Origin of the sequence: Sorangium sp. So ce302 (assembly GCF_051530145.1) — a bacterium.
Classification (GTDB): Bacteria; Myxococcota_A; Polyangia; order Polyangiales; family Polyangiaceae; genus Sorangium; species Sorangium cellulosum_B.
The window spans coordinates 6563712-6589650 of the sequence record NZ_CP150326.1 but is presented as its reverse complement, the minus strand read 5'-3'; the positions used below and the strand labels follow the sequence as shown (position 1 = coordinate 6589650).

The 25939-nt window shown below is 71.7% G+C and carries 16 protein-coding genes; 5 read left to right on the top strand and 11 right to left on the bottom strand.

Annotation, left to right across the window (positions count from 1 at the left end; translation table 11 throughout):
- Positions 1-27: 27 nt before the first annotated feature.
- The 6 genes from WME73_RS24810 to WME73_RS24785 form a co-directional block, all read right to left on the bottom strand.
- A complete protein-coding gene (locus WME73_RS24810) occupies positions 28-1074 on the bottom strand; it encodes a DUF4340 domain-containing protein (protein ID WP_437747844.1) in 1047 nt (348 codons plus the stop codon).
- A complete protein-coding gene (locus WME73_RS24805; protein WP_437917284.1) occupies positions 1071-3056 on the bottom strand; it encodes a Gldg family protein in 1986 nt (661 codons plus the stop codon). The genes WME73_RS24810 and WME73_RS24805 overlap by 4 nt, the downstream gene beginning before the upstream one ends.
- Positions 3053-3778, bottom strand: a complete 726-nt coding sequence (locus WME73_RS24800; RefSeq protein ID WP_437747842.1) for an ABC transporter permease — start codon at positions 3776-3778, stop codon at positions 3053-3055. The genes WME73_RS24805 and WME73_RS24800 overlap by 4 nt, the downstream gene beginning before the upstream one ends.
- Positions 3775-4845: an ABC transporter ATP-binding protein gene (locus WME73_RS24795; protein ID WP_437747841.1), complete on the bottom strand. Its 1071-nt coding sequence runs from the start codon at positions 4843-4845 to the stop codon at positions 3775-3777. The genes WME73_RS24800 and WME73_RS24795 overlap by 4 nt, the downstream gene beginning before the upstream one ends.
- A gap of 277 nt (positions 4846-5122) precedes the next feature.
- Positions 5123-6013, bottom strand: coding sequence for a hypothetical protein (locus tag WME73_RS24790; protein WP_437747840.1), 891 nt, complete (start codon positions 6011-6013; stop codon positions 5123-5125).
- Between the two features lie 270 nt (positions 6014-6283).
- The gene (locus tag WME73_RS24785) at positions 6284-6595 is read right to left on the bottom strand and encodes a cupin domain-containing protein (RefSeq protein ID WP_437747839.1); all 312 of its coding nucleotides are present in this window, start codon (positions 6593-6595) and stop codon (positions 6284-6286) included.
- Positions 6596-6884: 289 nt separating this feature from the next.
- Here WME73_RS24785 and WME73_RS24780 point away from each other — a divergent pair, with 289 nt between their 5' ends.
- Entirely contained in the window at positions 6885-7964 is a 1080-nt protein-coding gene (locus tag WME73_RS24780) for a BMP family ABC transporter substrate-binding protein (protein WP_437917429.1), read from the top strand.
- A 139-nt stretch (positions 7965-8103) separates the two neighbouring features.
- Here WME73_RS24780 and WME73_RS24775 read toward each other — a convergent pair whose 3' ends face one another.
- From WME73_RS24775 to WME73_RS24755, 5 genes are all read right to left on the bottom strand, one after another.
- A complete protein-coding gene (locus WME73_RS24775) occupies positions 8104-8778 on the bottom strand; it encodes a cysteine hydrolase family protein (RefSeq protein WP_437917283.1) in 675 nt (224 codons plus the stop codon).
- Complete coding sequence (locus WME73_RS24770; protein ID WP_437748022.1) at positions 8775-10364, bottom strand: ABC transporter ATP-binding protein; 1590 nt, start codon at positions 10362-10364, stop codon at positions 8775-8777. Before WME73_RS24770 ends, WME73_RS24775 begins: the two co-directional genes overlap by 4 nt.
- A gap of 2 nt (positions 10365-10366) precedes the next feature.
- Entirely contained in the window at positions 10367-11062 is a 696-nt protein-coding gene (gene biuH, locus WME73_RS24765; protein ID WP_437301443.1) for a biuret amidohydrolase, read from the bottom strand.
- Between the two features lie 136 nt (positions 11063-11198).
- Positions 11199-12128, bottom strand: coding sequence for an ABC transporter permease (locus WME73_RS24760; RefSeq protein WP_437747838.1), 930 nt, complete (start codon positions 12126-12128; stop codon positions 11199-11201).
- A complete protein-coding gene (locus WME73_RS24755; protein ID WP_437747837.1) occupies positions 12128-13228 on the bottom strand; it encodes an ABC transporter permease in 1101 nt (366 codons plus the stop codon). Before WME73_RS24755 ends, WME73_RS24760 begins: the two co-directional genes overlap by 1 nt.
- A gap of 484 nt (positions 13229-13712) precedes the next feature.
- Between WME73_RS24755 and WME73_RS24750 the strand changes: the two genes are divergently transcribed.
- From WME73_RS24750 to pbpC, 4 genes are all read left to right on the top strand, one after another.
- A complete protein-coding gene (locus WME73_RS24750) occupies positions 13713-14696 on the top strand; it encodes a hypothetical protein (protein WP_437917282.1) in 984 nt (327 codons plus the stop codon).
- Between the two features lie 260 nt (positions 14697-14956).
- Positions 14957-17368 (top strand): GH116 family glycosyl hydrolase, encoded by a 2412-nt coding sequence (locus tag WME73_RS24745; protein ID WP_437917281.1) that lies wholly within the window; start codon positions 14957-14959, stop codon positions 17366-17368.
- A gap of 202 nt (positions 17369-17570) precedes the next feature.
- Positions 17571-23339: an MG2 domain-containing protein gene (locus tag WME73_RS24740; RefSeq protein ID WP_437917280.1), complete on the top strand. Its 5769-nt coding sequence runs from the start codon at positions 17571-17573 to the stop codon at positions 23337-23339.
- Between the two features lie 3 nt (positions 23340-23342).
- On the top strand, positions 23343-25925 hold the full coding sequence (gene pbpC, locus WME73_RS24735) for a penicillin-binding protein 1C (protein ID WP_437917279.1): 2583 nt from the start codon (positions 23343-23345) through the stop codon (positions 25923-25925).
- Positions 25926-25939 lie beyond the last annotated feature (14 nt).

Sequence of the window (25939 nt, the reverse complement as noted above, 5' to 3'; positions counted from 1 at the left end):
CTCCGGCGCGGTCGCGAGGCGCAAGGGCTACTTGACGACGGCGCCGACGTCCTGTTCGACCTGCTCAGCGACGCCCACCGGCACCTTGCCGTGAAGGCGGGTGCGCTCCGTGACCAGGAAATAGTCGGGCTTACCGCTCGCCCCGGGGGGCCCCTTCACGAGCTCGGCGAAGCCGATGTCGCCAGAGCGGCCGGTGTACTCGATCCGCACCACGACCTCCTTCTGCTCCGGGGCAACGGCCACGTACTCGGTGGGACGGAGACGGTCGAGCTTGCTCATCCAGTTGCCGACCGTCTCGTCGTTCTGCTCGGGGCTCGCCGGATCGGCCCAGAACTTCTTGCCCTCGTCGCCGCTGCGCACGAGCTCGCGGCGCTTGTCCCCGGCGATGACGCGCGCCCTGGCGAGATCGACGTCCTTCCACTCGTGCAGATCCCGCTCCAGGAGCCGTGACTCCGCGGTGTCGAGATCGCGGTAGATGTCGCCCTTGATGGCGTACACCTCGCCCGTGGCCTCGTCGCGCGCGTACCGGTCCGCGCCGCCGGGCGTCGCGCCGCCGAGGACCAGCTTTCGCTCGGCGCCGCGCAGCTTGACGGTGAGCGTGCCCTCGGGCTCGGCCAGCCCGAACTCGGCCGCGCGGTCGTCCGCGATGCGGCCGATCGAGCGCAGCGCCTTCAGCGGCGCGATCGCCTCGGCGAGCTTGTTGCCGGCGGCCACCGAGACGAACGTCGTCGTCTTGACCGTCGGCTCAGCCTCCGCGGGCGGCTCGTCGTCCTGCGCCGCGTCGTCGGGGTTCTGGTGCGGGTCCTTCGGCTTCTCGGCCGGGGGCGTCGTCTTGCGCTCCGCCGTGCCGACGAAGTAGCGGCCCTCCTTGTCCTTCTTCGCCTCGAGGACGACCGTCTTCGATTTCCCCTCGAAGGCGATGCGCTCGACGTCGTCGGCGCGGCCGGCCCAGACGGTCACGTCCGCGACCGAGAGGGCGGCCGCCTTCTCGTCGCGCGTCCAGACGAGGACCGCGAACAACGCCGCGACCACAAGAAGGCCGAGGTGCACGAAAAAGCTGCGTTCCAACCTCATGCGCGCCTCCCGCTCGCGCGCCGCCCGCGGCGCGTGATGAAGAGCCCGAGACCCAGCACCATGGCCGGCGCCACGAGGATCGTGGCCCAGAACCACACCTGGTCCTTCTCCTTCGTGTGCTCGATCCGGACGTCCTCGCTCGTCGTGATCTCCCCGGCGTAGCTCTCCTCGCCGCCGAGCCACCGGAGCGCGTCCAGCGCGAACAGCCCGTTCGCTCCGGCCCGGATCGCCGCGTCGCTGAACATGTCGGCCTCGGCGACCACGAACGCGCGGAGCTCCTTCTTCTCCTTGCCGTCCGCGCCGGGCGCGACCTCCTTCGAGACCGCCGCGGCGAGGTTGTAGGCGCTGCGCTTCTCGCTCTCCGCGTCGAACTTGAAGTTGCCGTTCGCGTCGGCGAACGCCTCGGGCATCGAGCGGACGACGAAGTCGACCTTCAGCTCGTCGCCGCCCTGCTTGTCGAGCGACGACGCGCCCGGGAAGAGCGTCGGCGCCTGCTGGGCGTTGCGGCTCAGCGTGGAGACGGACGCGTGCGAGGAGTACCGCGTCGTGATCAGGATCGTCCGATCCGAGTCGTTGTGGCGCCTCACGGCGAAGGCCCGATCCATCGCCAGGATCTCCGGCTTCCACGTGAGCCCCACGATGCCAGCGAGCGGGTTCAGATCGACCTTCGCCTCCGGATCGAGCGCGAACAGGAGGTGTCCGCCGCCTTCGGCGTACCGCTTGAGCGCCCCGATCTCCTCCGGCAGGAACTCCTTCTGCGGGCCGAGCACGAGGACCACGGAGGCGTCCTTCGGGATCTCGCTGCCGAGCCCCTGGGCGAGCCCGAGGTCCTTGACGGTGTAGTTCTGGGACTCGAACACCTTGCGCAGATCCTTGACCGTCCGCCCCGCGACCTGGCCAGCCGTCTCGTTCAGCTCGCCGTGGCCCACGGTCAGGTAGGCGATGCGCGCGGGCCGGATCACCTTGAGCAGCGCCTTCTGGAAGTCGGCGTCGATGCTCTTCAGCTTGGCGCCCGCGCTCTTCATGTCGGAGCCGACGGTGAGCGTCTCGCGCGAGCTGTCGCGCGAGAGCACGATGACGCCGTCCTGCGTGACCTTCGCCTCCTTGGCGAGCGCGGGGACGAGCAGGCGATCCTGCATCTCCACGGTGATCTGCGGCGACGCCGCCTTCACCTCGCGCAGGTAGCCCTCCACCTCGGCGCCGACCTCGTTCTGCTGCGGGAAGAAGGCCGTGATCTTGAGCGGCTCGGTCAGGCTCTCGGCGACGCGCTTCGTGGAGTCGCCCGGGCGCGCCGTGCGGTAGTACGAGAAGTCCACCTTGAGATCGAGCTGGCTCGCGGCGAACACGAAGAGCGCCGAGTAGACCGCGGCGAACCCGAGCGTCAGACCCGAGAGCGTCGCCGCGCGCACCCGCCGGCCCTCGATGCGCTCGGCGCGCCGCATCGGCGCGAGCGCCGCCTCGCCGAAGAACAGCGGCACCGTCGCCATGACGAGCAGCGCGATCCAGGCGACCGTCGTGGCCGCGTCGACGCGCGCGCGCAGCTCGGGCGCGGCGCGCGAGACGCCGAGCATGGCTTGCCCCGCGTCGGTCGTGGTGAAGTAGGCCGCCACCGCGACGACGCCGAGCGCCGACAGGATCGCGAGCGCGCGCTCGACCGCGCGGCGCTCGCCCGTCTCGCGCACCGCGGTCGCGAAGCGCAGCGCGGTGACGAGGACCAGGGTCAAGAACCCGAGCCCCGACAGGGCATAGCGGAGCCACTCGATCGTGGGCACCACGCGCTCGCCGAGGAAGAGGGCGAGGAGCGCGCCCGCGTACGCCGGGACCATCCAGCCCCCGGCGCGGAGCGCAGGCGCCTCGCGCGGCGCGGCGGGCGCCGGATCGCCGGCCGGCGGGGCCTCTCGCCCCGCGTCCGGCAGGGGCGCGGAGCCCGCTCCCTCGCCGCGGATCTCGGCCTCGTCGGCCTGAGCTTGCTTGTCCTTCACCGCCACCTCCGCGCCTTCAGGGTGTGGGTCGCGGCGAGCAGGAAGAAGTACGCGACCGCGACGTAGTACACGACGTTCTCCAGCCGGAGCACGCCGTTCAGGAACGGCTTCTGGTTGAGCGGGTAGAGGTTCAGCGCGCTCACGAAGTCGTTGAGCGGCGGCTCCGTCACGCGGGCGACGAGGAACAGGAAGCCGAGCGTCCCGAGGATCGCCGCCCCGAGGATGACCGCGATGACCTGGCTCGCCGCGAGCGTCGAGGCGAAGAGCCCGATCGCGAGCGACGCGGCGCCGAGCAGCAGCACCCCGGAGTAGCCGACCAGGATGTGCCCGACGGACACCTTGCCGTTCACGAAGATGAGCAGCGGCATGTAGATCGTGATCGCCGTCATCAACGACACCAGCGCGAGCGCGGCGAGGAACTTGCCGGCGATGATCTCGCCGTCGCGCACGGGCGCGGTCTTGAGCAGGATGAGCGTCCCGCTCTCGCGCTCGCCGGCGATGAGCCGCATCGACAGGATGAGCGCCGCGACCATCGTGATGAACGCCGTACCGTCGAAGAACTTGAGCAGCACCTCCGCCGACAGCCGCGCGCCCGAGCCGAGCGCCGCGACCTGGAAGTAGATGCCGTCGATGAGCAGCGCAGCGGCAGCGACGACGTACCCGAGCGGTGATCTCAGGTACGCGGACAGCTCCCGCCGCGCGACGAGCAATGTCCCTCTCATGTCTCGCCCTCGCCTTCCTCCGCCTGCTCCTCCGCAGGGGCCTTCCTTGCGTCGCCGCCGGCACTCGCCCTGCCGGCCGCGGCGGACCTGTCCTTCGCCCCGGGCGTCGCGCGCGTGGCGAGCCGCAGGAACACCGACTCGAGCTCGCGCTCGCTCCGCTTCACCTCGAGGATGCCGATGCCCGCCTGCACGAGCTCGGCGCACAGCGCCGCGCGCACGTCGCGGTCGGCCTCGACCGCGAAGCTCACGACGTCGCCCCCCGGCTCGTTGGTGGTGACCTGCTCGACGGACGTGACGCCCTCGACCTCGCGCGCGAGCTCGAGCGCTCGCGCCGCCTCGCCGCGGCCCGCGCCCTCGGCCGCGGGGCCGCGCACCGTGAGCTCGACCCGGACGCCGTGGAGCAGCTTGGCCGAGAGCTCCTGCTCGGTCCCCTGCGCGCCGATCGCGCCGTCCCGGATCACGAGGATGCGATCGCACGTCTCGCTGATCTCGGAGAGGATGTGGCTGGAGAGCAGGATGGTGTGCTTGCCGCGCAGGCTCCGGAGCAGGGCGCGCATCTCGACGATCTGCACGGGGTCCAGCCCGCTGATCGGCTCGTCGAGGACGAGCAGCTGCGGCTTGTGCACGATCGCCTGCGCGATGCCGACGCGCTGCTTGAAGCCGTGGGACAGCGAGCTGATGGGGTCCGCGGCCACGTCGTCGAGCTGCGTCACCGCGAGCGCCTCGGCCACCCGCGCGTCGGCCGCGCCGGCGTCGACGCCGCGCAGGCGCGCGGCGAAGTGGAGGAAGGCGCGCACGCTCATCTCGTCGTAGAGCGGCGGCCTGTCGGGGAGGTATCCGATGCGGGACCGCACCTCGTGGGGGTGGTCGACGACATCCAGTCCGTCCACGAGCACACGGCCCGCGGACGGGAGCAGATCGCAGGCGAGGATCCTGAGCGTCGTCGTCTTGCCCGCGCCGTTCAGGCCGAGCAGACCGACGATCTCTCCCGCCTCGATCGAGAACGACAGGGGCCCGATGGCTTTCCGGTCGCCGTAGTACTTGTATAGGTCGCTGATTTCGATCACGGCCGTGCACCCCTCCGCGAAGGGAAGAAGCTCTCCGCGCCGGCGATTCGGACGCCGCAGTGCGCGGCGGCCCAGGCGCCAGCGGCCCCTTACAACAGCGGGAGGCGGAAATCATTCCCGACGCGGCGCGCGCGGGGGCTTGCTCCGGAGGGGGGGCTCTCCCTCCAGACGCATCGGGCGGGACACTCGGTGAAGCGGTGAGCGAAGCGACCAGGACGTGATGGATCTCAGCCTGCAGCGCGGCGGGATCGTCGATCCGGCAGCGCTCGCCCCGCCGTCAGCAGTGCTCGGCGATGATCGCCCAGCAGGCGTCCGCGAACTCGCGGTACGTCGATCGGTCGAGCGTCGCCTGCGTCACGGGCATCACGTCCTGGTGCTCGGCGAGCATCGGGCGCAGCGCGCCCTCGATGTCCGCGCTCGTCTCGATCCACAGGAACTCTTCGATGCCGTCGGTGATCTGGCCGCGGATGAGCTTCGGCACCTCGCTCAGGCGGACCTTCTTCGGGCTCCGCCGCGCGATCGACGAGGCGATCTGCTCGGCGTGCGCCGGCCACCGCTTGAGCGCGTTGTGGAACGTGGAGCCGACGAGCCGCAGGATCTGCTGCGCGAGCATCGCCACGCGCGGGCGCTGCACGCGCTCCTCGTTCTCCGCCACCATCGCCAGGTAGTCGTCGCTCAGGAGCTTGCGCAGGTCGCTCGAGAGGATCTGCTGCGACTCCGGCGTCATCCGCAGATCCGCGACGTGCGCGAGGAAGATGTCCCGCAGCATGGTCAGCCGCGCCGTCACCGAGCCGGTCGGGGTCGTGTCGAGGATCTCGGCGAGCGGGTCGATCAGCCGGCGCCCGAAGGTGGTGAGGATGTGATCGAGGATCCGCTTCTGGTGCTGCTTGTGGCCGAGCACAGAAAGCGCGCGCGCGATGTGCGCCTTGCTCGGCGCGTCGACGAGGATCTCCAGCGGCTGGTCCTGCGGCTTCCCCTCGTACATGCGCAGCGACGCGAACATCTCGCGGAACGCGTCCGCCGCGGCCGCCCCCTCGCCCGGCTCGCCGTAGACCCGGATGACGAGCCCCGAGTCGGGACCGGCGTCGAACAGCCGCCGGAGCTCTTCCCGGATGTCCTCGTCCGTGACGAGCGGCCCCGGAGGGAGCGATTTCCCGCGTGAATCCATGAGCGTCCAGCCTACGGCAAAGCGCAGCGTACCTGAACCTCTGTGCCCCGAGAAAGCGAGCGCCGGGTGCACGCTCGCGGTCCGGTGAGGACGTGCCTGCGGCGATGTCGTACCCCGGACCCAGGTCAGGCCGGCGTGGCCTCGCTGGCCTTCGTGTCTGGAAGCGGCGAAGCCCCGCATGGCGCGAGGGGGTGGAAAGGAGGTGTCCAGATGAGCGGCCCGGATGTCCTGATGCGTGAGCCGGTGTCCAGATGATCGGATGAGGATGAATCAGATGAAGACGACGGGCTGCTCCCAGATCGCGAGGACGATGCAGCCCTCGGCGCTCGAGACGCTGTGGCGGCTGCCCGGGGCGTTCATCACGAGCGTGCCGGCGCGGTGGTGCCCGCGCTCGTCCGACTGCGATCCTGTGAGCACGAAGATGTGTTCATGGCCGCGATGGACGTGCTGCGGCACGGATGCCCCCGGCGCGTAGCGCAGGAGCGCGGCCGAGGCGCCTGCGTCGCTGTTGCCGTAAATGCGGTGAATCTCGACGCCCTCCCGGAGGCGCCGCCAGGGGACCGACTCCGGATGAGCGGCCATCGTTGCCACATTCGCAATGATGAATGGCAACTGCACAGGCACAAAATCCCGCGTCGCTGCTGGAAGTGTAGCTGTCATCGCGAATCTCCAGTGTTGATGGAACCATGCCACAGCGCGCGGTGCGCGCTCAACGGGAATCACGCGAAGCGCGCGAAATTCACGCGTGGGAAAAGCTCCAGAAATGAGGAGTCGCGTACACATCCATGGCGTGAAGAGCACACCGAGAACTCCCGTGTTCACCGCGGCCGGCGCGGCACGGGGACAGCGCTTCCTCGCCATCCTCCGTCCACTGGTCCTCTCGCTCTCGCTCCTGCCGGCGGCAGGCTGCAGCAAGGAGGGGTCGAGCGATCAGCCGCTCACGGTGGGCTTCATCTACGTCGGCCCCAGGGACGACTACGGCTACAACCAGGCGCACGCCGAGGGGGCCGCCGCGCTCGCCAAGCTGGCCGGCGTGAAGACCCGTGAGGAGGAGAACGTCCCCGAGACGGTCGCCGTGCAGAAGACGCTCGAGAGCATGATCAACCTCGATGGCGCGACGGTGATCTTCCCGACGTCCTTCGGCTACTTCGATCCGCACATCCTCAAGGTGGCGGAGAAGTTCCCGGACAAGACCTTCCTCCATTGTGGCGGCCTCTACGACGGGTCGAAGCACCCGAGCAATGTCGGCAGCTATTTCGGCTACATCGACGAAGCCGAGTACGTGTCCGGCATCGTCGCCGGCATGACGACGAAGAGCGGCAAGCTCGGGTTCATCGCGGCGAAGCCGATCCCGCAGGTGCTCCGCAACATCAACGCCTTCACGCTGGGCGCCCGGAGCGTGAACCCGAGCGTGACGACGGCCGTGATCTTCACCGGCGACTGGGCGATGCCCGTCAAGGAGGCGGAGGCGGCCAACAGCCTCATCGATCAGGGCGTCGACGTCCTGACCGCCCACGTGGACTCGCCCAAGGTGATCATCGAGCTCGCGGAGCGGCGCGGCGCGTTCAGCGCCGGCTACCACACGAACCAGGCGACGCTCGCCCCGAAGGGCTACCTGACCGGCGCCGAGTGGAACTGGTCCAAGGTCTACACCGACTACATGACGTTCATCCGCGAGGGGAAGCCGTATCCGCACCTCCTGCGCGGCGGTTTCAAGGAGGGGTACATCAAGATCTCACCCTATGGCCCCGCCGTCTCCGAGGAGGCAAAGAAGAAGGCCGAGGAGGCGAAGGCGAAGCTCACGGAGGGCACGCTCACCATCTTCCAGGGGCCCATCATGAACAATGAGGGCAAGGTGGTGATCGCCGATTCGGTCGCGCAGCAGCAGACCGACATCGCGCTCGAGAGCATGGACTACCTCGTCGCGGGCGCTCTCGGCTCCACACATTAGAGTGGTGGCCGCCCGCTGCGGATACGGGCCCAGATGGACGTTTTCGGTGCTCGGCGCCCTTTCGTGCGCTTCCGCGCCGAAAACGCCGATCTGGGCCCGTATCCTGTGCAGGTGACCACCGCTCCGGAACGGGCATCGATCAGAGCGCTTCGAGGACGGCGGCGGCGGGGGCGGTCCAACCGATGATCGCGCCCTGGGCGCGGACCATCTCCAACGTCGCCGCCTTGAACTCCGGGAAGTAGCTCTCGGTGGCGTCCTCGATCAACAGGCACTCGTAGCCGCGATCGTTCGCCTCGCGCATCGTGGTCTGGACGCAGACCTCGGTCGTCACGCCGGCGATGAGCAGGTGGGAGACGCCGAGCGCCGCCAGCCTGGCGTCGAGCCCCGTCCGGTAGAACGCGCCTTTCCCGGGCTTCGGTACGACGAGCTCCCCGGGCGCCGGCGCGAGCTCGGGCACGAAGTCGTTTCCAGGCTCGCCCAGCACCAGGATGCGCCCCATCGGCCCGACATCGCCGATCCGCATCCCTGGAGCGCCCCGGCCCCGCTTCGCAGGGGGGCAGTCCGAGAGATCCAGCCTGTGACCCTCCTTCGTGTGAATGATGGACAGGCCGTGGTCGCGGAACGCGTCGAGGACGCGCCGGACCGTCGGCACGATGCGCTGGAGCCGCTTGACGTCGTTGCCGAGCGCCGCGCCGAAGCCGCCGGGCTCGAGGAAGTCGCGCTGCATGTCGATGACGAGCAGCGCCACGGCGTCCCGATCGGCGACGCGGAAGGGGTACGGCCTCGCCGCGATCTCGAGGGGCCGCGCCGTCATCGGTGCCCCGCCATCGCGCGGCCGATCTCCGCGACGTCGGCCGAAGCGATCGGCGACTCGTGGACGATGCGGCCTTCGCTCATCACGAGGACACGGTCGGCCATGGCGAAGATCTCGTCGAGATCCGCGCTCACGAGGAGGACGGCGGTCCCGCGGTTGCGCGCCTTCAGGATGCGGGAGCGGATCTCGGCCACGGCCGCGAAATCGAGCCCGAAGCAGGGGTTTGCGGCGACGAGGAGCTCGATGTCCTCTTCCATGCCGAGCTCGCGCGCGAGCACGGCGCGCTGCACGTTGCCGCCGGAGAGCTTGCCTATCGGGGCGTCGACCGAGGGCGCCTTGATGGCGTACTCCGCGGCGAGGCGCTCGGCCGACCGCCTCAGCGCCGCCCGGCTCACGCCCCAGCGGAGCCTCGTGAAGGGCGGCCTGTCGAAGACGCGGAACCCGATGTTCTCAGCGACCGACATCGCGGGGACGCAGGCGTTGCGCAGCGGCTCCTCGGGCAGGCACCGCACCCGGTGCTGCTGGATCTGCGCGCGCCCGGCGCCGTACGGCTCGCCATGGACGACCACGCTGCCACCCCGCGCGGCGCGCTGCCCGGCGAGGACCTCGACGAGCTCCTCCTGCCCGTTGCCGGAGACGCCGGCGATGCCGACGATCTCGCCGCGATGGACCGTGAGCGTCACGCCGTCGAGCGCCGGCCGCCCGCGATCGTCGCTCGCGGCGAGCCCCTCGATGCGCAGGATCGGCTCCCCGGCGGGCGCGTCGCCGCGCGCCGCGGAGACCTGCGCCGGCTGCGCGCCGACCATCATCTCGGCCATGGCCGCCGGCGTGAGGTCCTTGACCTTGCCCCGGCCGGCGACCCGGCCGCGCCGCAGCACCGTGACCTCGTCGGCGAACGCCGTCACCTCGCGGAACTTGTGCGAGATCATGAGCACGCTGATCCGCTGCTCGTCGGCCATGCACCGGAGCATCCCGAGCACCTCGTCGGCCTCCCCGGGCGTGAGGACCGAGGTCGGCTCGTCGAGGATGACGATCCTGCTGCCGAGGTAGAGCTGCTTCAGGATCTCGAGCTTCTGCTTCTCGCCCGCGGCGAGCGCGCGGACGGTCCGCTCCGGATCGAGCCGGAACGGCATGCGCTCCATGAACGCGCGGATCGCCTCGCGCTCCTTGCGCCAGTCGATCACGAGGGGGAGCGACGCGCGCGCGAGCACGAGGTTCTCGGCGACCGTCATGTTCATCACGAGGGTGAAGTGCTGGTAGACCATGCCGATCCCCAGCGCCTGCGCGTCGCGCGGGCTCCTGATGGACAGGGCCGCGTCGCCGACCCTCACCTCGCCGGCGTCGGCCTGGTGATAGCCCATGATGCACTTGACCAGCGTGCTCTTGCCGGCGCCGTTCTCGCCGAGGAGCGCGTGGAAGCTCCCGGGCGCGAGGCGCAGCGAGACGTCGTCGAGCGCGAGCAGCGGCCCGAACCGCTTCGTGATCCCCGCGGCGGAGAGCGCCGGCGGCGGCGTGGGGGGGCCGGGCTCCCGGGCGGCGGCGCGGGGCGGCCTCGCCGCGGGGCTCGAGAAGACGCGCGGGTCCATGGTCACGGGAGCGCCTCCAGCAGCGCGGCGGAGGTCGAGACCGCGCCGAACACGCCGTTCTGCATCTTGATCATCTTCAGCGCGGCGGCGTGGTTGCCAGGATCCGTGGCCGCGCAGCAGTCGGAGAGCAGCAGGCACTCGTACCCGCGGTCGTTCGCCTCGCGCATGGTGGTGTGCACGCAGACGTCCGTCGTGATCCCCGTGAGGATCAGGTTCTCGATGCGGCGCTGGCGGAGGATGAGATCGAGATCCGTCGCGCAGAACGAGCCCTTGCCCGGCTTGTCGATGATCGGCTCGCCGGGCAGGGGCGCGAGCTCCGGGATGATCTCCCACCCAGGCTCTCCGCGGACGAGCACGCGCCCGCACGGCCCTGGATCGCCGATGCCCACGCCCGTGCCGCGCCCGCCGTCGGTCCGGCGGGAGCGCCACCGCTTGTTCGCCGGGAGATCGGAGAGGTCCGGCCGGTGCCCCTCGCGCGTGTGCAGGACGTGATAGCCGCGGCGGCGCAGCTCCGCGAGCGCGCGCTGGATCGGCGCGATGCACGCCCGCGTCAGGGAGATGTCGTAGCCGAGCAGGTCGATGTACCCGCCCTTCCCGCAGAAGTCGGTCTGCATGTCGATGACGATCAGGGCCGTCGTCTCGGGGCGGAGCGCGCCGTTGTAAGGCCAGGCGTAGGGATCAGCGGCCACGTAGGGCATCGGTCGAGTCCTCCTGTCATTCAGCGTTTCGCTCGTCTCGTACGGTTCGCTCGTCTCGCGGGGCTCGCTCCTTTCGTTCGTTTCATCCGTTTCGTACGTTTCACACGGTTCGTCCGGTGCGCGCCGCCTCGCGCGATCAACGCGCGAGCGTCAGCTCGGCGGGCTGATCGCGCAGGGTCTGGGTCGCGGAGCTCGCGGCGACCATGATGGCCAGCGTCACGATGTACGGCGCGGCGTTGAAGAGGTGGTATCCCCAGGTGATCCCCACGGACTGGAGCGCCGGCCCGAGGGCGCTCGCGCCGCCGAAGAGCAGCGAAGCGAAGAGGCAGCGCACCGGGTTCCAGCGCGCGAAGATGACGAGGGCGACGGCCATGAGCCCCTGTCCGCTCGAGAGTCCCTCGTTCCAGCTGCCAGGGTAAAAGAGCGAGAGGAACGAGCCGCCGACGCCGGCGAGGAAGCCGCCGGCCATGGTCGCGCGCCGCCGGACCAGGTTCACGTCGACCCCCATCGCGCGGGCGCCGTCGGCGCTCTCGCCCACGGTGCGGAGCACGAGCCCGAAGCGGGTGCGGTTCAGCGCCCAGAGCAGGAGCGGGGCGAGCGCGGCCCCGATGAGGAAGAGCGCGTTCACCTGGAGCGCGGAGCGGACCTGGGGGAGATCGCTGAAGAAGCCGAGCGATATCGCGGGCAGGCGGGGCGCGGTCGGCTGGATGAGCGGTTTGCCGAGGAAGAAGGCGAGGCCGACGCCGAAGAGCATGAGCGCGATGCCGACGGCGATGTCGTTGACGCGCGGCTTCGAGCACAGCCACGCGTGCAGCGCGCCGAGCGCGGCGCCGATGGCGCCGGCGGCGAGCACGCCGAGCCAGGCAGAGCCCGTGAGGAAAGAGACGCCATAACCTCCCATCGCGCCCATGACGAGCGTGCCCTCCAGGCCGAGGTTCACGCGACCGCTCTTCTCGGTGAGGCACTCGCCGAGGCTCACGAAGAGGAATGGCGTGCTGATGCGGATGGCCCCGGCGGCGACCGCGAGGGGGATGCCCCAGAGACCGAGCGCAGCTGCGTCGTTCATCATGCCACCGAAGGCGCCGGAGCCGCCTGACGGACCTTGGGCTCGCGGGCGGCGAGGGAACGGCCGTAAAGCGTCTCGCTGGCGAGGATCGCGATGAACAGGATCCCCTGGAGCACGCTCACCGTCGCGTCGGGGAGCCGCGCCGTCCGCTGCAGCAGGCCGCCGCTCGCGCCGATGCCGCCGAGCAGGAGGGCGACCGGCATGATCGCGAGCGGGTTGTGGCGCGCGATGAACGCGACGAGGATGCCGGTGTAGCCATAGCCGCTGATCAGCGACGCGTTGGCCCGGCCGTGGACCGCCGCGACCTCCACCATGCCGGCGAGCCCAGCGCACGCTCCGGCGAGCGTGCAGGTGAGCACGACGAGGCGCTTGACCGGCAGTCCGGCGAGGAGCGCCGCGCGGACGTTGCCGCCGCTCATCGCCGCGCCGAAGCCGAACGTCGTCCGGTGCATCAGCACATAACAGAGCGCGCAGGCGAGCACCCCGTAGGCGAGGCCCCAGTGGACCTCGAGGCCGGGCAGGCTCCCGAGCGCGCTCTCGGCGCCGATGGAGGCGGTCGAGGGCTTGTTGAGGCTCGCCGGGTCGCGCAGCGCGCCCTCGACGAGGTGGTTCAGGATCGCGATCCCGATGTAGTTGAGGAGGAGGCTGCTGATCGTCTCGCTCACGCCGCGGTAGACGCGCAGCGCGCCGGCGAGGCCGATCCAGAGCGCCCCGGCGGCGAGCCCGGAGACGAGCATCGCGGCGAGCACGGCGGCGGGCGGCGCGCCCCACGCCCGTGCGGCCAGCGCCGCCGACGCGGCCGAGAGCCCGCCCATGGCGAGCGCGCCCTCGCCGCCGATGACGATCAGGCCGAGGCGCGCCGGCAGCGCCGTGCAGAGCGCGGTCAGCATGAGCGGCGCGGCCCGGAGGAGGGTGTTCTGGAGCGAGAACCACGTGCCGAAGGCGCCGCGGACCATGTCCTGATAGACGCTCAAGGGGTTCACCCCCTGGGCGGCCACGAACGCGCCGAACACGAGGAGCGAGGCCGCGAGGGCCCCGAGGGGGATGGCGATCGCTTCGGTCGTCTCACGCCCGAGCAGCCCGTGCGAGATGACTTTCACGCTGCCGAGGATAAGGCCTCCATTATTTCCACACGTTTTCGGGGAGCTTGCTTGTCGTGACAGGACGGACAGGATGGGCGCCTCGCGCCCGGACGACCCGCTCCGGCCGGCGAGCGACGCGCCGTTGTCATGACGTGCGACACCCCGGGGGCTCACCGGGTCGAGTGACGCTGTGGTGTGGTGGCCGCGCTGCGATGTGGCGGTAACGCTGCGATGTGGTGGCCGCGGCGACCGCGAACGGTTCGCACAGCGCGGCGGTCTCCGCCTTGCACTCGCCGTCGCCTGCCGGTGAGTTTGCTTGGCGATCATTGCGTGGACGGCGAAGAAAGCGGCGAGCGCTCGCGCGCCTGAAAGTCTGGGAATGCCGAGGCCCGCGCCGTGCGGCCCCGGCGAGCCTCGTTCCTGTGCCCACGCGCACAGCGCGCCGCGCAGAGGACCGCCGATCGATCCCACCCGCAAACCCCTGACTGGAGGTAACGCTGTCATGCGGTTCGAACGATCGATTTTGTTCCTGCTCGGCGCTGGCGTCCTCATGGCGTCCCGCCCGGCGGTGTCGGCGGACCTGACCTGCTCGTCGAGCGCGACCCTGGAGGCGCTCGTGACGTGCATTCGCGATCATATGCCCGGCAGGGACTCAGGCGTCTTCGTCACCCCGAGCTCGACGCAGCTGACCGCGTGGCGGAGCGTCGTTCGCACCATGATGGGCGGCAGCTGCAATATCGTGCTTCCGTCCAGCCTGTCGTCATCTACGCGGATCCGGCTCCTTCGCGACGTCAACAATGGTCGAAGATACTGTGTGCTCATGGAGGTCGGCGATCGGAACAGCGACGGAACCGTCGATCTCGGGCTGGGCACGTTCATCGTGGACGCGGCCGCGGAGCGAGAGCTCGCGCACTCGGCGCCGCATGCGACCGCGGACCTGGAGACGGAGATCCAGGCCGTCAGCATCTTCAAGGCGACGAGATCCCGCAGCTTTCTGATGGCCGGCGCTCACCGCGATGCGAGCTTCACCGACAGCGTTTGCCAGAGCTCGTACATGACGTCGGACGTGGCCCACAACGTGACGAACGCGTTTCACGCGACCTATCTGGAGCTCGCGGCCTTTTATGGATCGAATCCCTGGTGGGGCGTTCAATGGCATGGCATGGCGAGAGATACCTGCGCGGAGGACGTGTTCGCCTCGCACGGCATGGATGTCGCCCCCGTCTCGGGTGACAAGATACTGGAGCTCAAGCGCAACTTGCTGGCCAGCAAGCCCACCTGGCGGGTCGGCGTTCCCGGCAGCAGCGATTGTTCGCTGAACGCGACGACCAACGTTCAAGGTAGGTTCCTCAACTTCGTTTCGGCGAGCCAGGTCTGTGGTCGCTCCGCCGCGAGCTACAGCGGACGCTTCGTGCACATCGAGCAAGATCCGGCCTTTCGCCTCGCGGACTACTGGATCAATGCGGTCAAGGCCACCTGGCCATGAACGCCGCTCCTCGGCCGCGCGCTGCGGAGCAAGCCTGGCGATGAAATGAGGTACGCATCGGTCTCGCTCGCGCGATCGTGTCGTGCGCGTCGTGGAAGACGCCCTGGAGATTTCGCGTCGCGCTACAGGCCGCGCGGGTGAACAGCGACGCGCGAATTCAGGTTTGCCTCGGAAACGACGGAATGTTTCAGCGGTAACGAAGTGAATGCATTGCCATTGGTACGGTGACGTGTGCGCACGATCTGCATATGCTCGCCGTCATGACATTGCCGCTTGTCCCACTACGCTCTCTGGGTGTCGTCGCTGCCGGTGCCGTCCTCGTCGTGGCGACAGCCGCCTCGTGCGGTGGCGGTGGCTCGAGCTCGTCCTCGTCGGATGGCGGATCGGGGCCTGGCGGCGCCGGTGCCGGAGCAGGAACAGGAGCCGGCGCCGGAACAAGCCAGGGCCCTGCGAGCAGCTCGTCGTCAGGGGCGGGCACCGGCGGCGCTCCACCCGCGGTCGGCTCCGGTGGCAGCGAAGGCGGCGGCCCGCCGGCGCACGTGCCGGGCGAGCCGATCTCCATCCCGGCTCAGGCGTGGAGCAGGGGTATCACGGACGGCGTCTACGAGGACGGCGCGCCTATCGGCGGCTTCGGGGCCGGGACGATCACCTGGCGGTTCGACGGCAGGTTCTACAAGGGGCGCCTCGATATCGGGAGCAATGACCAGAACGTCGACATCAACGCGGGCTTCTTCATGTACCAGAAGGCCGAAGAGGGCGACGCGCAGACGAAGCGCCTCGACAAGGACGGCCTGGGCCAGGGGCAGGCGACGTACTCCTCGCTCTTTCCGCGCTCGTGGGTCGATTACCACGGCGCGGCATTCCCCTGCAAAGCGAAGGTCGAACAATACAGCCCCATCATCCCGGGGGACTACAAGAAATCCAGCTATCCGGTCGGCGTCTATCGGTGGGAGATCACGAATCCGACCGGAGCGCCTTGCGACGTCGCCGTGATGCTGACCTGGAAGAACGATCACGGCGGAAATGGCGCCACGGTGCAGACCTCCGGCGACGACGTCGGCCTGGTCCTCACGCGCGGCGGAGGGGCGGCGAGCGCCGAGGGGCACGGAGAGTTCACGCTCGCCAGCCGGAACGCGCCGGGCGTGGTCGTCTCGTACCAGTCCGCCGACAGCGTCGCCGCCCTGCAGAGCGAGCTCGCCAACGACGGCGCGCTCGCCAATACGACGGGAGGGCACTCGCTCGGGGCGATCGCGTTCAAGGCCACGGTGGAGCCGGGGAAGAGCGCCACTGTGCCGATCGTGCTCGCGTGGGATATCCCGGTCACGCAGGCGGGCTCGGGGGACAGGTGGTACCGCGCGTACACGCGCCACTTCGGGCGGACGGGGAACGCCTCGTGGACGATCGCGGCGGAGGCGCTCGCCGAGCACGAGCCGTGGCTCTGGGCGATCCAGGACTGGCAGGCGAGCGTGCTCGACGACCCGAAGTACCCGGAGTGGCTCAAGGGCGCTCTGTTCAATGAGCTCTACTACTACGCCATCGCGGGCACGTACTGGGAGGCCGGCGCGGCGTCCGGCCAGCCGGACGACCCGGACGAGGACATGTTCACCAGCCTCGAGTCGTACATCTACCCGTTCTATGGGACGTCGGACGTGCGCTTTTACGGCTCATGGGCCCTGTTCGCGCTCTGGCCGGACATCGACAAGCAGGAGGTGCGGCAGTTCTGCGACAGCGTGACGACCACGCGCTCCGACAGGCCACGCGCGATCGGGACGACCGCGCACGATTTCGGGGATAACGAGAGCGTCTTCCGCAAATGGAACGCGTACACGTACCGCGACTCGACCAACTGGAAGGACCTCAACTCCAAGCTGGTCCTGATGGTCTATCGCGACTGGGCGCTCACCGGGAAGACCGACAAGGAGTTCCTCGATTACTGCTGGCCCGCCGTGAAGATGGCGATGCAGAAGGTGAAGGGCCAGGACGGCGACGGCGACGGGCTGCCGGAGAGCAACGGCATCGATCAGACCTACGACGACATGGATCTGCACGGCAACACCGCGTACTGCGGGAGCCTCTTCCTCGCCGCCAGCGAGGCCGCGAAGGAGCTGGCGACCGCGGTCGGTGACACCTCGCTCGCGGGCACTTACCAGACGTGGTTCGATCAGGGCAAGGGCGGCTTCGAGTCGAAGCTCTGGACGGGGGCGTATTACAGGATCGACACGGGGAGCCGGGACACGAACCGGATCATGTCGGACCAGCTCGCTGGCCAGTGGTACGCGCGCGCCCTCGGGCTGCCGCCGATCGTCGACCCGAGCCACGCCGTGTCGGCGTTCACGAAGATCTACGAGAACAACTTCAAGCGGTTCGACGGCGGGACCCGCGGCGTCGTCAATGTCATGACCGCGAATGGCTCGGTCGACGGGACGAGCAACCAGACGCGCGAGTGCTGGGTGGGCACGTCCTGGGGCGTGGTGGCCGGCATGATCCAGGAGGGGCTCGCCGCGCAGGCCGGTGAGATCGGCGCGAGCCTGGTCGACACGATCTGGAAGACCGACGGCCTGTGGTTCCGCACGCCGGAGGCATGGGAGGGCAACGGCAGCATCCGCGCGCCCTACTACATGCGCGCCACGACGCTGTGGGCGGCGAAGCACGCGTACGACATCGCGCCGTAGACTCGCGATATCGCCCTCGCGAACACGGCGTTGCCCCCCGACTCGCCGCCGCCCACAGAGCTGCGGCGGTCGCGGCCAGAGCCCGGGCGCCCGCGCGTCACCGGCGGTCCTCGGGTGTGTCTCGCCTGCCACATCACCCGCCCGGATTCCGCCGCGGACTCGCCTCTTGCGCCCGCGGCATCCCCATTGCTGAGTCGCGGCCATGTCCGTCGCTCCGCGCCTCCGATCTGCGCCCGCCGTTCTCGCGGTCATCGCCCTCAGCCTGGCGTGCGTTCAGGGCGCGCGCGCCCCCAACGTCCCGCCTCGAGGGACGCTCGCGCCCGGCGCGCTCGATGTGGGCGGAAAGGCCGCGGCAGGGCCGTTCGCGGTGGTGTTCGGCGCGCCCCGCGGGCAGACCACGAGCCCCGCCGAGATCAGCCTCGTCTTCAACCGGCCGATGCGATCGCTCGATCTCGCGGGCAGCGAGGCCGCGGCGCCCGCGGTCCTGAAGCCGTCCGCACCTGGACGCTGGCGCTGGGTCGGCACGAGCGGCCTCACGTTCGTCCCCGAAGGACGCCTGCCGCGCGGCACGGAGTTCACCGTCGAGGTCCCCGCGGGCACCCGCGCGCTCGACGGCAGCGCGCTCGCCGAGCCGTACTCCTTCACCTTCCGCACCGAGCTGCCCGCGGTCGCGCGCGTCGAGCCCTGGTCGGGCAAGGACGACCTCAAGCCGGAGGCGCGGTTCGAGCTGCGGTTCAACCAGCCGGTCGACACCGCCGAGATCGCGCGGCGCGCGTCCCTCACGGTGGGCGATCGAAAAGACAAGGTGGCGTTCGAGGTGCGGCGCCCCGACGCGAAGAACGAGATGCTCGCCGAGCTCGTCCCCCGCGCGCCGCTGCCGCGCGACAGCGAGATCGAGATCGCCGTGGCCGAGGGCCTCCGCGGCCGCGAAGGGCCGCTGCCGGCCGGCGAGGAGCAGCGGTTCACGTACCGCACCTACGGGCCGCTCCGGGCGCTGCGCCCCCAGTGCGATCGCGACACGCCGCAGGGGCGCTGCGCGGCCGACGGCGGGTTCACGCTCGCCTTCTCGAACCCCATCAGGTTCGCGGACGCGAAGCGGGCGATCTCGGTGGAGCCCGCCGTCAAGCTGCTGTGGCCGTCGTGGATCGAGGACGACGAGCCCACGAGCCACATCCCCCTCGGCGGCGCCTTCGCCCCGGGTCGCAGCTACCGGGTGCGCGTGGCCGCCGGGCTGCGCGACGTGCACGGGCAGGCGCTCGCCGGCGTCGTCACCGAGGAGATCGCCTTCGACGATCGCTGGCCCGAGGCGCAGATCGGCCTCGTCGGGAGCGTGTTCGAGCCGGCCCAGCGTCGCGAGATCCCGGTCGTGTCCGTGAACGTGCGCGAGCTCTCGCTCGCGGTCGGCGCCGTGACCGAGGAGATGATCCTCGCGCTCCAGGGTGATCCGCACAGCCCGGGGCGCAGCCCGAAGATGGGCGAGATCGCGGCGCTGCCCTCCGGCAAGCAGACGGTCCTGCGCCCGGCCGCCGCGACCAACACGCCGGCGACGCACCTCGTGCGCGCCGCCGAGGTGCTGGGCGGCGAGGGCAAGCGCGGGCCGCTCGCGATCGGGATCAGCTACACCGCCCGGCCCGGAACGCGGCACGCGCGCACCACCTCCGAGGCGGTGATCGCGCAGGTGACCGACCTCGGGATCAGCGCGAAGGTCTCGCCGAGCGGCTCGCTCGTCTGGGTGACGCGCCTGTCGACGGGCGCGCCGGTGCCCGGGGCGCGCGTGTGGATCCGGGCCCCGGGCGCGCCCGCGCCCGCGGCGGTGTCCACCGACGCCCAGGGGTTCGCGATGGTCCCTTCGACGGCGCACGGTCCGGAGGCCACGACGACGCTCGGGCGCAGCGTGGTCTTCGCGCGCGCGGGCGACGACTGGACGTACCGGAGCGTCGCCGACTCGCTCAACGGGTGGCGCTTCGGCGCGGCGTCGGACTTCAGCGAGGCGCGCCCGTTCGGGATGATGTTCTCCGATCGCGGCATCTACCGGCCGGGCGACACGGTGCGCGTGAAGGGGATCTTCCGCGAGGAGGGCGCGCGCGGGGCGAAGACGCCGGTCGGCAAGAGCGTCGCGCTCAAGGTCGAGGGGCCCGACGGCGAGGCGCTCGTCTCGCTCTCCCCGACGCTCGGCGCCTTCGGCACGTTCTCGGCCGACGTGAAGATCCCCGAGAGCGCGCGGCTCGGCACGTACAGCCTCGCCGCCACGGTCCAGGGCGGCGAGGCGGGGTGGCCGGACGTGATGGGCAGCGTCGAGGTCGCCGAGTACCGCCCCGCCGAGTTCAAGGTCGGCGTCGAGAGCGACAGGCCGAGCTACGTCCGCGGCGACAAGGCGCGCTGGACCGCGCGCGGCGATTACCTGTTCGGGGCGCCGATGACGAACGCGGAGGCGTCGCTCTCCGTGACGCGCGCGCCGGCGTCGTTCTCGCCGCCGGGGATCGAGGGGTTCACGGTCCGCGAGGACGAGCTCACCGACGCGCTGCGGGACCAGGCGCCGCGCGGGTTCGAGGTGCAGAGCGCGCGCGAGAAGCTCGACGCGGCCGGGCAGGCGGCGATCGGCGCGGCGCTCTCGATGCCCGGGCAGCGCGGCACGGAGCTCGTCACGTGCGAGGCGTCGGTCACCGACGTGTCGCGGCAGACGATCGCCGGGAGCTCGACGGCGCTCGTGCACCCGGCCGAGTTTTACGTCGCCCTCAAGGAGCCCGAGCGCTTCGCGAAGGCGGGCGACGTGCTGCGGCCGGAGATCCTCGCGGTCGATCCGAAGGGGGCGCGCGTCGCGCAGGTCGCGGTCCGGGTCGAGCTCGTGCACCGGACGTGGACGCTCGCGCGGGAGGAGAGCGGCAGCGCGTACCGCAGCGTGAGCGCGCCGGTCGACAAGGTCGTCGCGCGGTGCGGCGTCACGACGGCGGCGGCGCCGCGGAGCTGCGAGCTCACGGTCCCGTCGGGGGGCTATTACCTCCTGCACGCGACGGCCAGGGACCGCCGCGGCAACCCCGTCGGCGCCGCCGCCGGGGTCTACGCGCTCGGCGAGGGCGGCGGGGGCTTCGGCGACAGCGACGAGCTCAAGGTCGACCTCGTTCCCGACCGCGACAGCTACGAGATCGGCCAGACGGCGCGCATCATCGTGAAGTCGCCGTTCGCGTCCGCCGACGCGCTGGTCACGGTCGAGCGCGCCGGGATCTCCGCGCACCGGAAGGTGACGCTGTCGGGCGCCATGCCCGTGATCGACGTCCCGATCACGGAGGACCTCCGGCCGAACGCCTTCGTCTCGGTGCTGCTCCTGCGCGGGCGGACGAAGCCGCAGCCCGCGCCGGGGAAGGGCGGGGCGCCTGGGCCCGACGTCGGGGCGCCGGCGTTCCGCCTCGGCTACGCGCCGCTCCGCGTGAACCCGGAGGCGCAGCGGCTCGCGGTGCGCGTCCGCGCCGACAAGGCGGACGCGCGCCCCGGCGATCCGATCCGCGTGGACGTCGACGTCCGCGATCGCGCCGGCCAGCCCGCCCGCGCGGAGGTCACGCTCTACGCCGTGGACGAGGGCGTGCTGTCGCTGACGGGGTACACGACGCCGGATCCGATCCCCGTGTTCGGCGCGCCGCGCCCCTTGAAGGTGGCGACGATCGAGACGCGCGAGGCGCTCGCTCGCGTGCGCAACCCGTTCGCCGACCTCGGCGCCGACAAGGGGCGCGCGGGCGGCGGCGGCGCCGAGGGCGGCACGGGCGTGCGCCGCGATTTTCGCCAGAGCGCCTACTACAACCCCGCGCTCGTCACCGACGCCTCCGGGCAGGTGCACGCGAGCTTCAAGCTGCCGGACTCGCTCACGACGTACCGGGTCATGGCGGTCGTGGCCGCCGAGGACGATCGCTTCGGCTACGGCGAGTCCCGGGTGACGACGAGCCGCCCGCTCATGGCCCGGCCCGCGCTGCCGCGCTTCCTCCGCGCGGGCGACGCGATCGACGCGGGGGTGGTCGTGACCTCGAAGGGGCTCGGGAAGCCGGCGACGGTCGAGGTGGAGGTCACCGCCTCGGGGCTGACGCTCGCCGGCAGCGCCAAGCGCGCGGTCGAGCTCGCGCCGGGCGGGTCGGCCGAGGTCCGCTTCGCGCTCTCGGCGCCGCGGGCCGGCCCCGCGACGCTGCGCTTCCGCGCCACCGGCGGCGGCGCGTCGGACGTGGTCGAGGTGAACCGCGAGATCAAGGCGCCGATGGTGCCGGAGGCCGTCGCGCTCTACGGCGACACCACCACGGCGAGCGCGGAGCGGCTCGGGGACCTGTCGGCGATCCGCGACGACACGGGCGGGCTCACGGTGAGCCTCGCGCCGACCGCGCTCGTGGGCCTCGGCGGCGGCGTGGAGCAGCTCCTCGAGTACCCGTACGGCTGCACCGAGCAGCTGACGAGCCGGATGGTCCCGCTCCTGTCGCTGCGCGACCTCGCGAAGGCCTACGGGATCGCGCTGCCGAAGGACCTCACGGCCGTCATCGGCAAGACGGTCCGGGAGATCCTCTCGCACCAGCGCGGGGATGGGGGCTTCGGCTTCTTCGCCGAGTCGGACAGCGCGGACCTGTGGACCACGGCGTACGCGCTGTGGGGCCTCACCGAGGCCAGGCGCTACGGGGTCGCGGTGCCGCCCGACGCGGTGGAGCGCGCGACGTCGTACCTGCGCCAGGAGCTCAACCGGATCGGCGCCGACCCGCTCCTCCGGGCGACGGCGCCGTTCCTCGTCGACGTCCTCGCGGCGAGCGGCGCCCCCGACCCCGGGCGCGCGAGCCAGCTGTTCGACGAGCGCGACAAGCTGCCGCTCTTCTCGAAGGCGCTCCTCGCGCACGCGATGGTGATCGGCAAGAGCGACAGGGCGTCCGTGGATCAGCTCGTCCGCGAGCTCGAGGGCGCGCTGCGCCTCGACGGTCCGGTCGCGCGGGCCGTCCACAACCACGGCGACGCGTACGCGGTCCTCATGGACTCCGAGGCCCGCACCTCGGCGCTCGTGCTGCGCGCGCTGCTCGCGGCGCGGCCGGCGCACCCGCTCGCGCCGCGGCTCGCGGCGGGGCTGCTCGCGGATCGCCGCGGCGGCACGTGGCGCAGCACGCAGGAGACGGCCTGGGCGCTGCTCGCGCTCGACCAGTACCGGAAGGCGCAGGAGAAGACGGCGCCGGACTTCGACGCGCGGGTGTTCCTGGGGCAGGCGGAGCTGTTCTCCGCGCCGTTCCACGGCCCCACGACGGAGCAGGTCAAGACGTCGATCCCCGCGGCGAGGCTCGCGAGCGCCGCGGGCGCGCCGCTCGCGTTCGCGGTCGACGGGCGCGGCCGCCTGTTCTACGAGGCGCGGCTCCGCTACGCGCGCAAGCAGCTCCCGACGGAGGCGCTCGACCGCGGCTTCTTTGTCGAGAAGTCGCTCCGCGCGCTCGCGCCCGAGGACCTCGCCGCCGTGGTCGGCGGCGCGTCCTCGTCGAGCGAGCGCGCGGCCCCGCCGTCGGTCGCGTTCGCCGGCGGCGACCTCGTGCTCGGCGAGATCGTCGTGGTGACGCCCTCTCCGCGCGACTTCGTGGTCATCGACGATCCGCTGCCGGCGGGCCTCGAGGCGGTCGACGCGCGGCTCGCGACGTCCGCGCGCTCGCTCGACGTCGACGCGGCGGAGGCCCAGGCCGAGGCGGACGACGCCGACGCCGATCGGGACGACCTCCGCGCGACCGGCCGCGTCTACGACCCGAGCCGCTTCGTCCGCGAGATCCGCGACGATCGCGTCCTCTTCTTCGTCGACCACATGGCCGCCGGGATGTACCGGTACCGGTACCTCGCGCGCGCCACGACGCTCGGCTCGTTCGTGGTCCCGCCCGCGCGCGCGGAGGAGATGTACAGCCCCGAGGTCTTCGGCCGGACGGGCGCCGTCACGGTCCAGGTCTCCAGCCGAGGGCCGGACGCGGCGCCGCGTCCGCGCTGAGCCGTGCGCGCGCGCTCCCCGGAAGGGCCCGGCCGCGCAGGGCGGTGGCTTGCGCGCGCCGGCCCGCGCGCGCGGCGGATCCTGCGCCGCGCGGCGCAGATCGCGGTCGCCCTCGCCGTCGCGCCGTGGCTCCTGCTGGCCGCCCTCGCGGCGCTCACGCCGCTTCCGCCGGAGCTCCGGGCGCCCGAGGACCACGCCGTGTCCACGGTCCTGCTCGACCGCCACGGCACGGTGCTCCGCGAGCTCCGCGCTGGAGACGGGGCGCGCGCGCGCTGGCTTCCGCTCTCCGAGGCCGGCGATCGCATCCAGCGCGCGCTCCTGGCCGCGGAGGACAAGCGGTTCGCGCGCCACCCCGGCGTCGATCCGATCGCGATCGCGCGCGCCGTCGGCCAGCTCGCGGCGGAGCGGCGCGTCGTCTCGGGCGGGTCCACGATCACGCAGCAGCTCGCGCGCACGCTCGTCCCGCGCCCCCGCACCGCGCGCGGCAAGCTCGGCGAGGCGGCGCTCGCGCTGCGCATCGAGGCGTCGCTCTCGAAGCGCGAGATCCTCGAGCAGTACCTGAACCGCGTCGCGTTCGGCCCGGGCCTGCGCGGGGTCGAGGCGGCGAGCCGCTTCTACTTCGACAAGCCCACGCGCGACCTGTCGCTCGCGGAGGCCGCCGCGCTCGCCAGCATGCCGCGCGGCCCGGCGCTCTACGATCCGCGCCGCGGCACCGGGCCGATCGAGCGCCGCAGGAACCGCGTCCTCGATCGCATGCTCGCGGCCGGCCTCGCCGGCGAGGCCGAGGTGGCCCGCGCCCGCGCGGAGCCCATCGCGCTCGCCCCGAAGGGGGGCGGCCTCGGCGCGCCGCACCTCGTTCGCGCCGTGCTCGGCGGCGCGCTGGGCCCGGGCGCGGGCCTTCCCGCCGAGGGCCCCGGCGCCGCGTCGCCCCGCGGCCGGGCGACCTCGATCACGCTGACGATCGACCGCGGCCTCCAGCGCGAGATCGAGGTCCTCGCGCACCAGACCGTCCGCGGTCTCTCGGATCGCGACGTCGGCGCGGCGGCGGTGGTGGTGATCGAGAACGCGACCGGCGAGATCCTCGCGTACGTCGGCTCGCACGACATCGACGACGCCGCCGGGCTCGGCCACAACGACGGCGTCCTCGCGCTGCGCCAGCCCGGCTCTGCGCTGAAGCCGTTCGTCTACGAGCTCGCCATGGAGCAGCTCGGGTTCACCGCCGCGACCGTCCTTCCCGACGTCGAGCTCTCGTTTCCGACGGCGGACGGCAACTATGCGCCGCGGAACTACGACGGCCGGTTCCACGGCCCCGTCCGCCTGCGGGACGCGCTCGCCAACTCGTACAACGTCCCTGCAGTCTGGGCGGCGGCCGCGCTCGGCCCCGAGCGCGTCATCGCGCGGCTCCGGGAGCTCGGCCTCCGCTCGCTCGATCGCGAGCCGTCGCGCTACGGCGTCGCCATCGCGCTCGGCGACGGCGAGGTCCGCCTTATCGACCTCGCGAACGCTTACGCCACGCTCGCGCGGGGAGGCCTTTACCTGCCGGTGCGCGCGGTGCGCTCGTTCGCTCCCTCGTCGCCTCCGTCGGCCTCACCACAAGCGGCCTCTCCCGCGTCGTCCGCGCGCCGCGGTCGAGACGAGCCCGCCGAGCTGTCCGCGGTGCTTCCCGAGCCCGGCGCGCGCGTCCTCGACGCCGCGCGCGCCCGGGTCATCGTCGACATCCTCGCCGACGACCGGGCGCGGCTCGCGTCGTTCGGCGAGGGCAACGCGCTCGATCTCCCGTTCCCTGTGGCCGCGAAGACGGGCACGTCCAAGGGCTTCCGCGACAACATCGCGGTCGGCTTCACGCCCGACGTCACCGTCGCCGTCTGGGTCGGCAACTTCGATGGCTCGCCCATGGGCGGCGTCAGCGGCATCACCGGCGCGGGCCCGCTGTTCCGCGACGCCATGCTCGCCGCCGCGCGCGTCCGGCCGCCGCGCCCCTTCGATCCGCCCGATCCCGAGCAGCTCGCCGAGGTCGAGGTCTGCGCCCTGTCCGGCATGAGGCCGACCGCCGCGTGCCCGCACCGCCGCCACGAGCTCCTCCCGCGCGGCGACGCCGCGGCGCTCTCGCCGTGCGACATGCACGAGACCGTGCGCGTCGATCGCCGCAACGGCCTGCGCGCCGGGGCCTGCCCCGATGCGGCGGTCGAGGAGCGCGTCGTCGAGCGCTACGACGCGGAGCTCACCGCGTGGGCGCGCGCCGCCGGCCGCCCCCTCGCGCCCGATGCGGCGTCGCCCCTCTGCGGCGCGCTCCCCGGGGCGCCCGGCGCTCCTCCGGCCGGCGCCGGCGCGCGCGTCCGCGTCGCGTACCCGCCCGACGGCGCCCGCTTCGTCCTCGACCCCTCGATCAACTCGCTGCAGGCGATCCGGCTGCGCGCCGACGTCCCTCCGGGCGTGCCCCGCGTGCGCTTCGTGCTCGACGGGCGCCCCATCGAGGTCGGCCCGCCGTTCGCGCTCGACTGGCCGCTCGTCGCCGGCGCGCACCGGCTCCGCGTCGATGCGGACGGAGCGGCCGCCAGCGAGGAGATCGCGTTCTCGGTGGAGTGAGCTGCGGGCGAGGC

Coding starts and splice junctions, on each gene's coding strand:
- WME73_RS24810 (WP_437747844.1), bottom strand. CDS start 1,074: ATGAGGTTGGAACGCAGCTTTTTCGTGCACCTCGGCCTTCTTGTGGTC.
- WME73_RS24800 (WP_437747842.1), bottom strand. CDS start 3,778: ATGAGAGGGACATTGCTCGTCGCGCGGCGGGAGCTGTCCGCGTACCTG.
- WME73_RS24790 (WP_437747840.1), bottom strand. CDS start 6,013: ATGGATTCACGCGGGAAATCGCTCCCTCCGGGGCCGCTCGTCACGGAC.
- WME73_RS24785 (WP_437747839.1), bottom strand. CDS start 6,595: ATGGCCGCTCATCCGGAGTCGGTCCCCTGGCGGCGCCTCCGGGAGGGC.
- WME73_RS24775 (WP_437917283.1), bottom strand. CDS start 8,778: ATGACGGCGCGGCCCCTCGAGATCGCGGCGAGGCCGTACCCCTTCCGC.
- WME73_RS24770 (WP_437748022.1), bottom strand. CDS start 10,364: ATGGACCCGCGCGTCTTCTCGAGCCCCGCGGCGAGGCCGCCCCGCGCC.
- biuH (WP_437301443.1), bottom strand. CDS start 11,062: ATGCCCTACGTGGCCGCTGATCCCTACGCCTGGCCTTACAACGGCGCG.
- WME73_RS24760 (WP_437747838.1), bottom strand. CDS start 12,128: ATGAACGACGCAGCTGCGCTCGGTCTCTGGGGCATCCCCCTCGCGGTC.
- WME73_RS24750 (WP_437917282.1), top strand. CDS start 13,713: ATGCGGTTCGAACGATCGATTTTGTTCCTGCTCGGCGCTGGCGTCCTC.
- WME73_RS24745 (WP_437917281.1), top strand. CDS start 14,957: ATGACATTGCCGCTTGTCCCACTACGCTCTCTGGGTGTCGTCGCTGCC.
- WME73_RS24740 (WP_437917280.1), top strand. CDS start 17,571: ATGTCCGTCGCTCCGCGCCTCCGATCTGCGCCCGCCGTTCTCGCGGTC.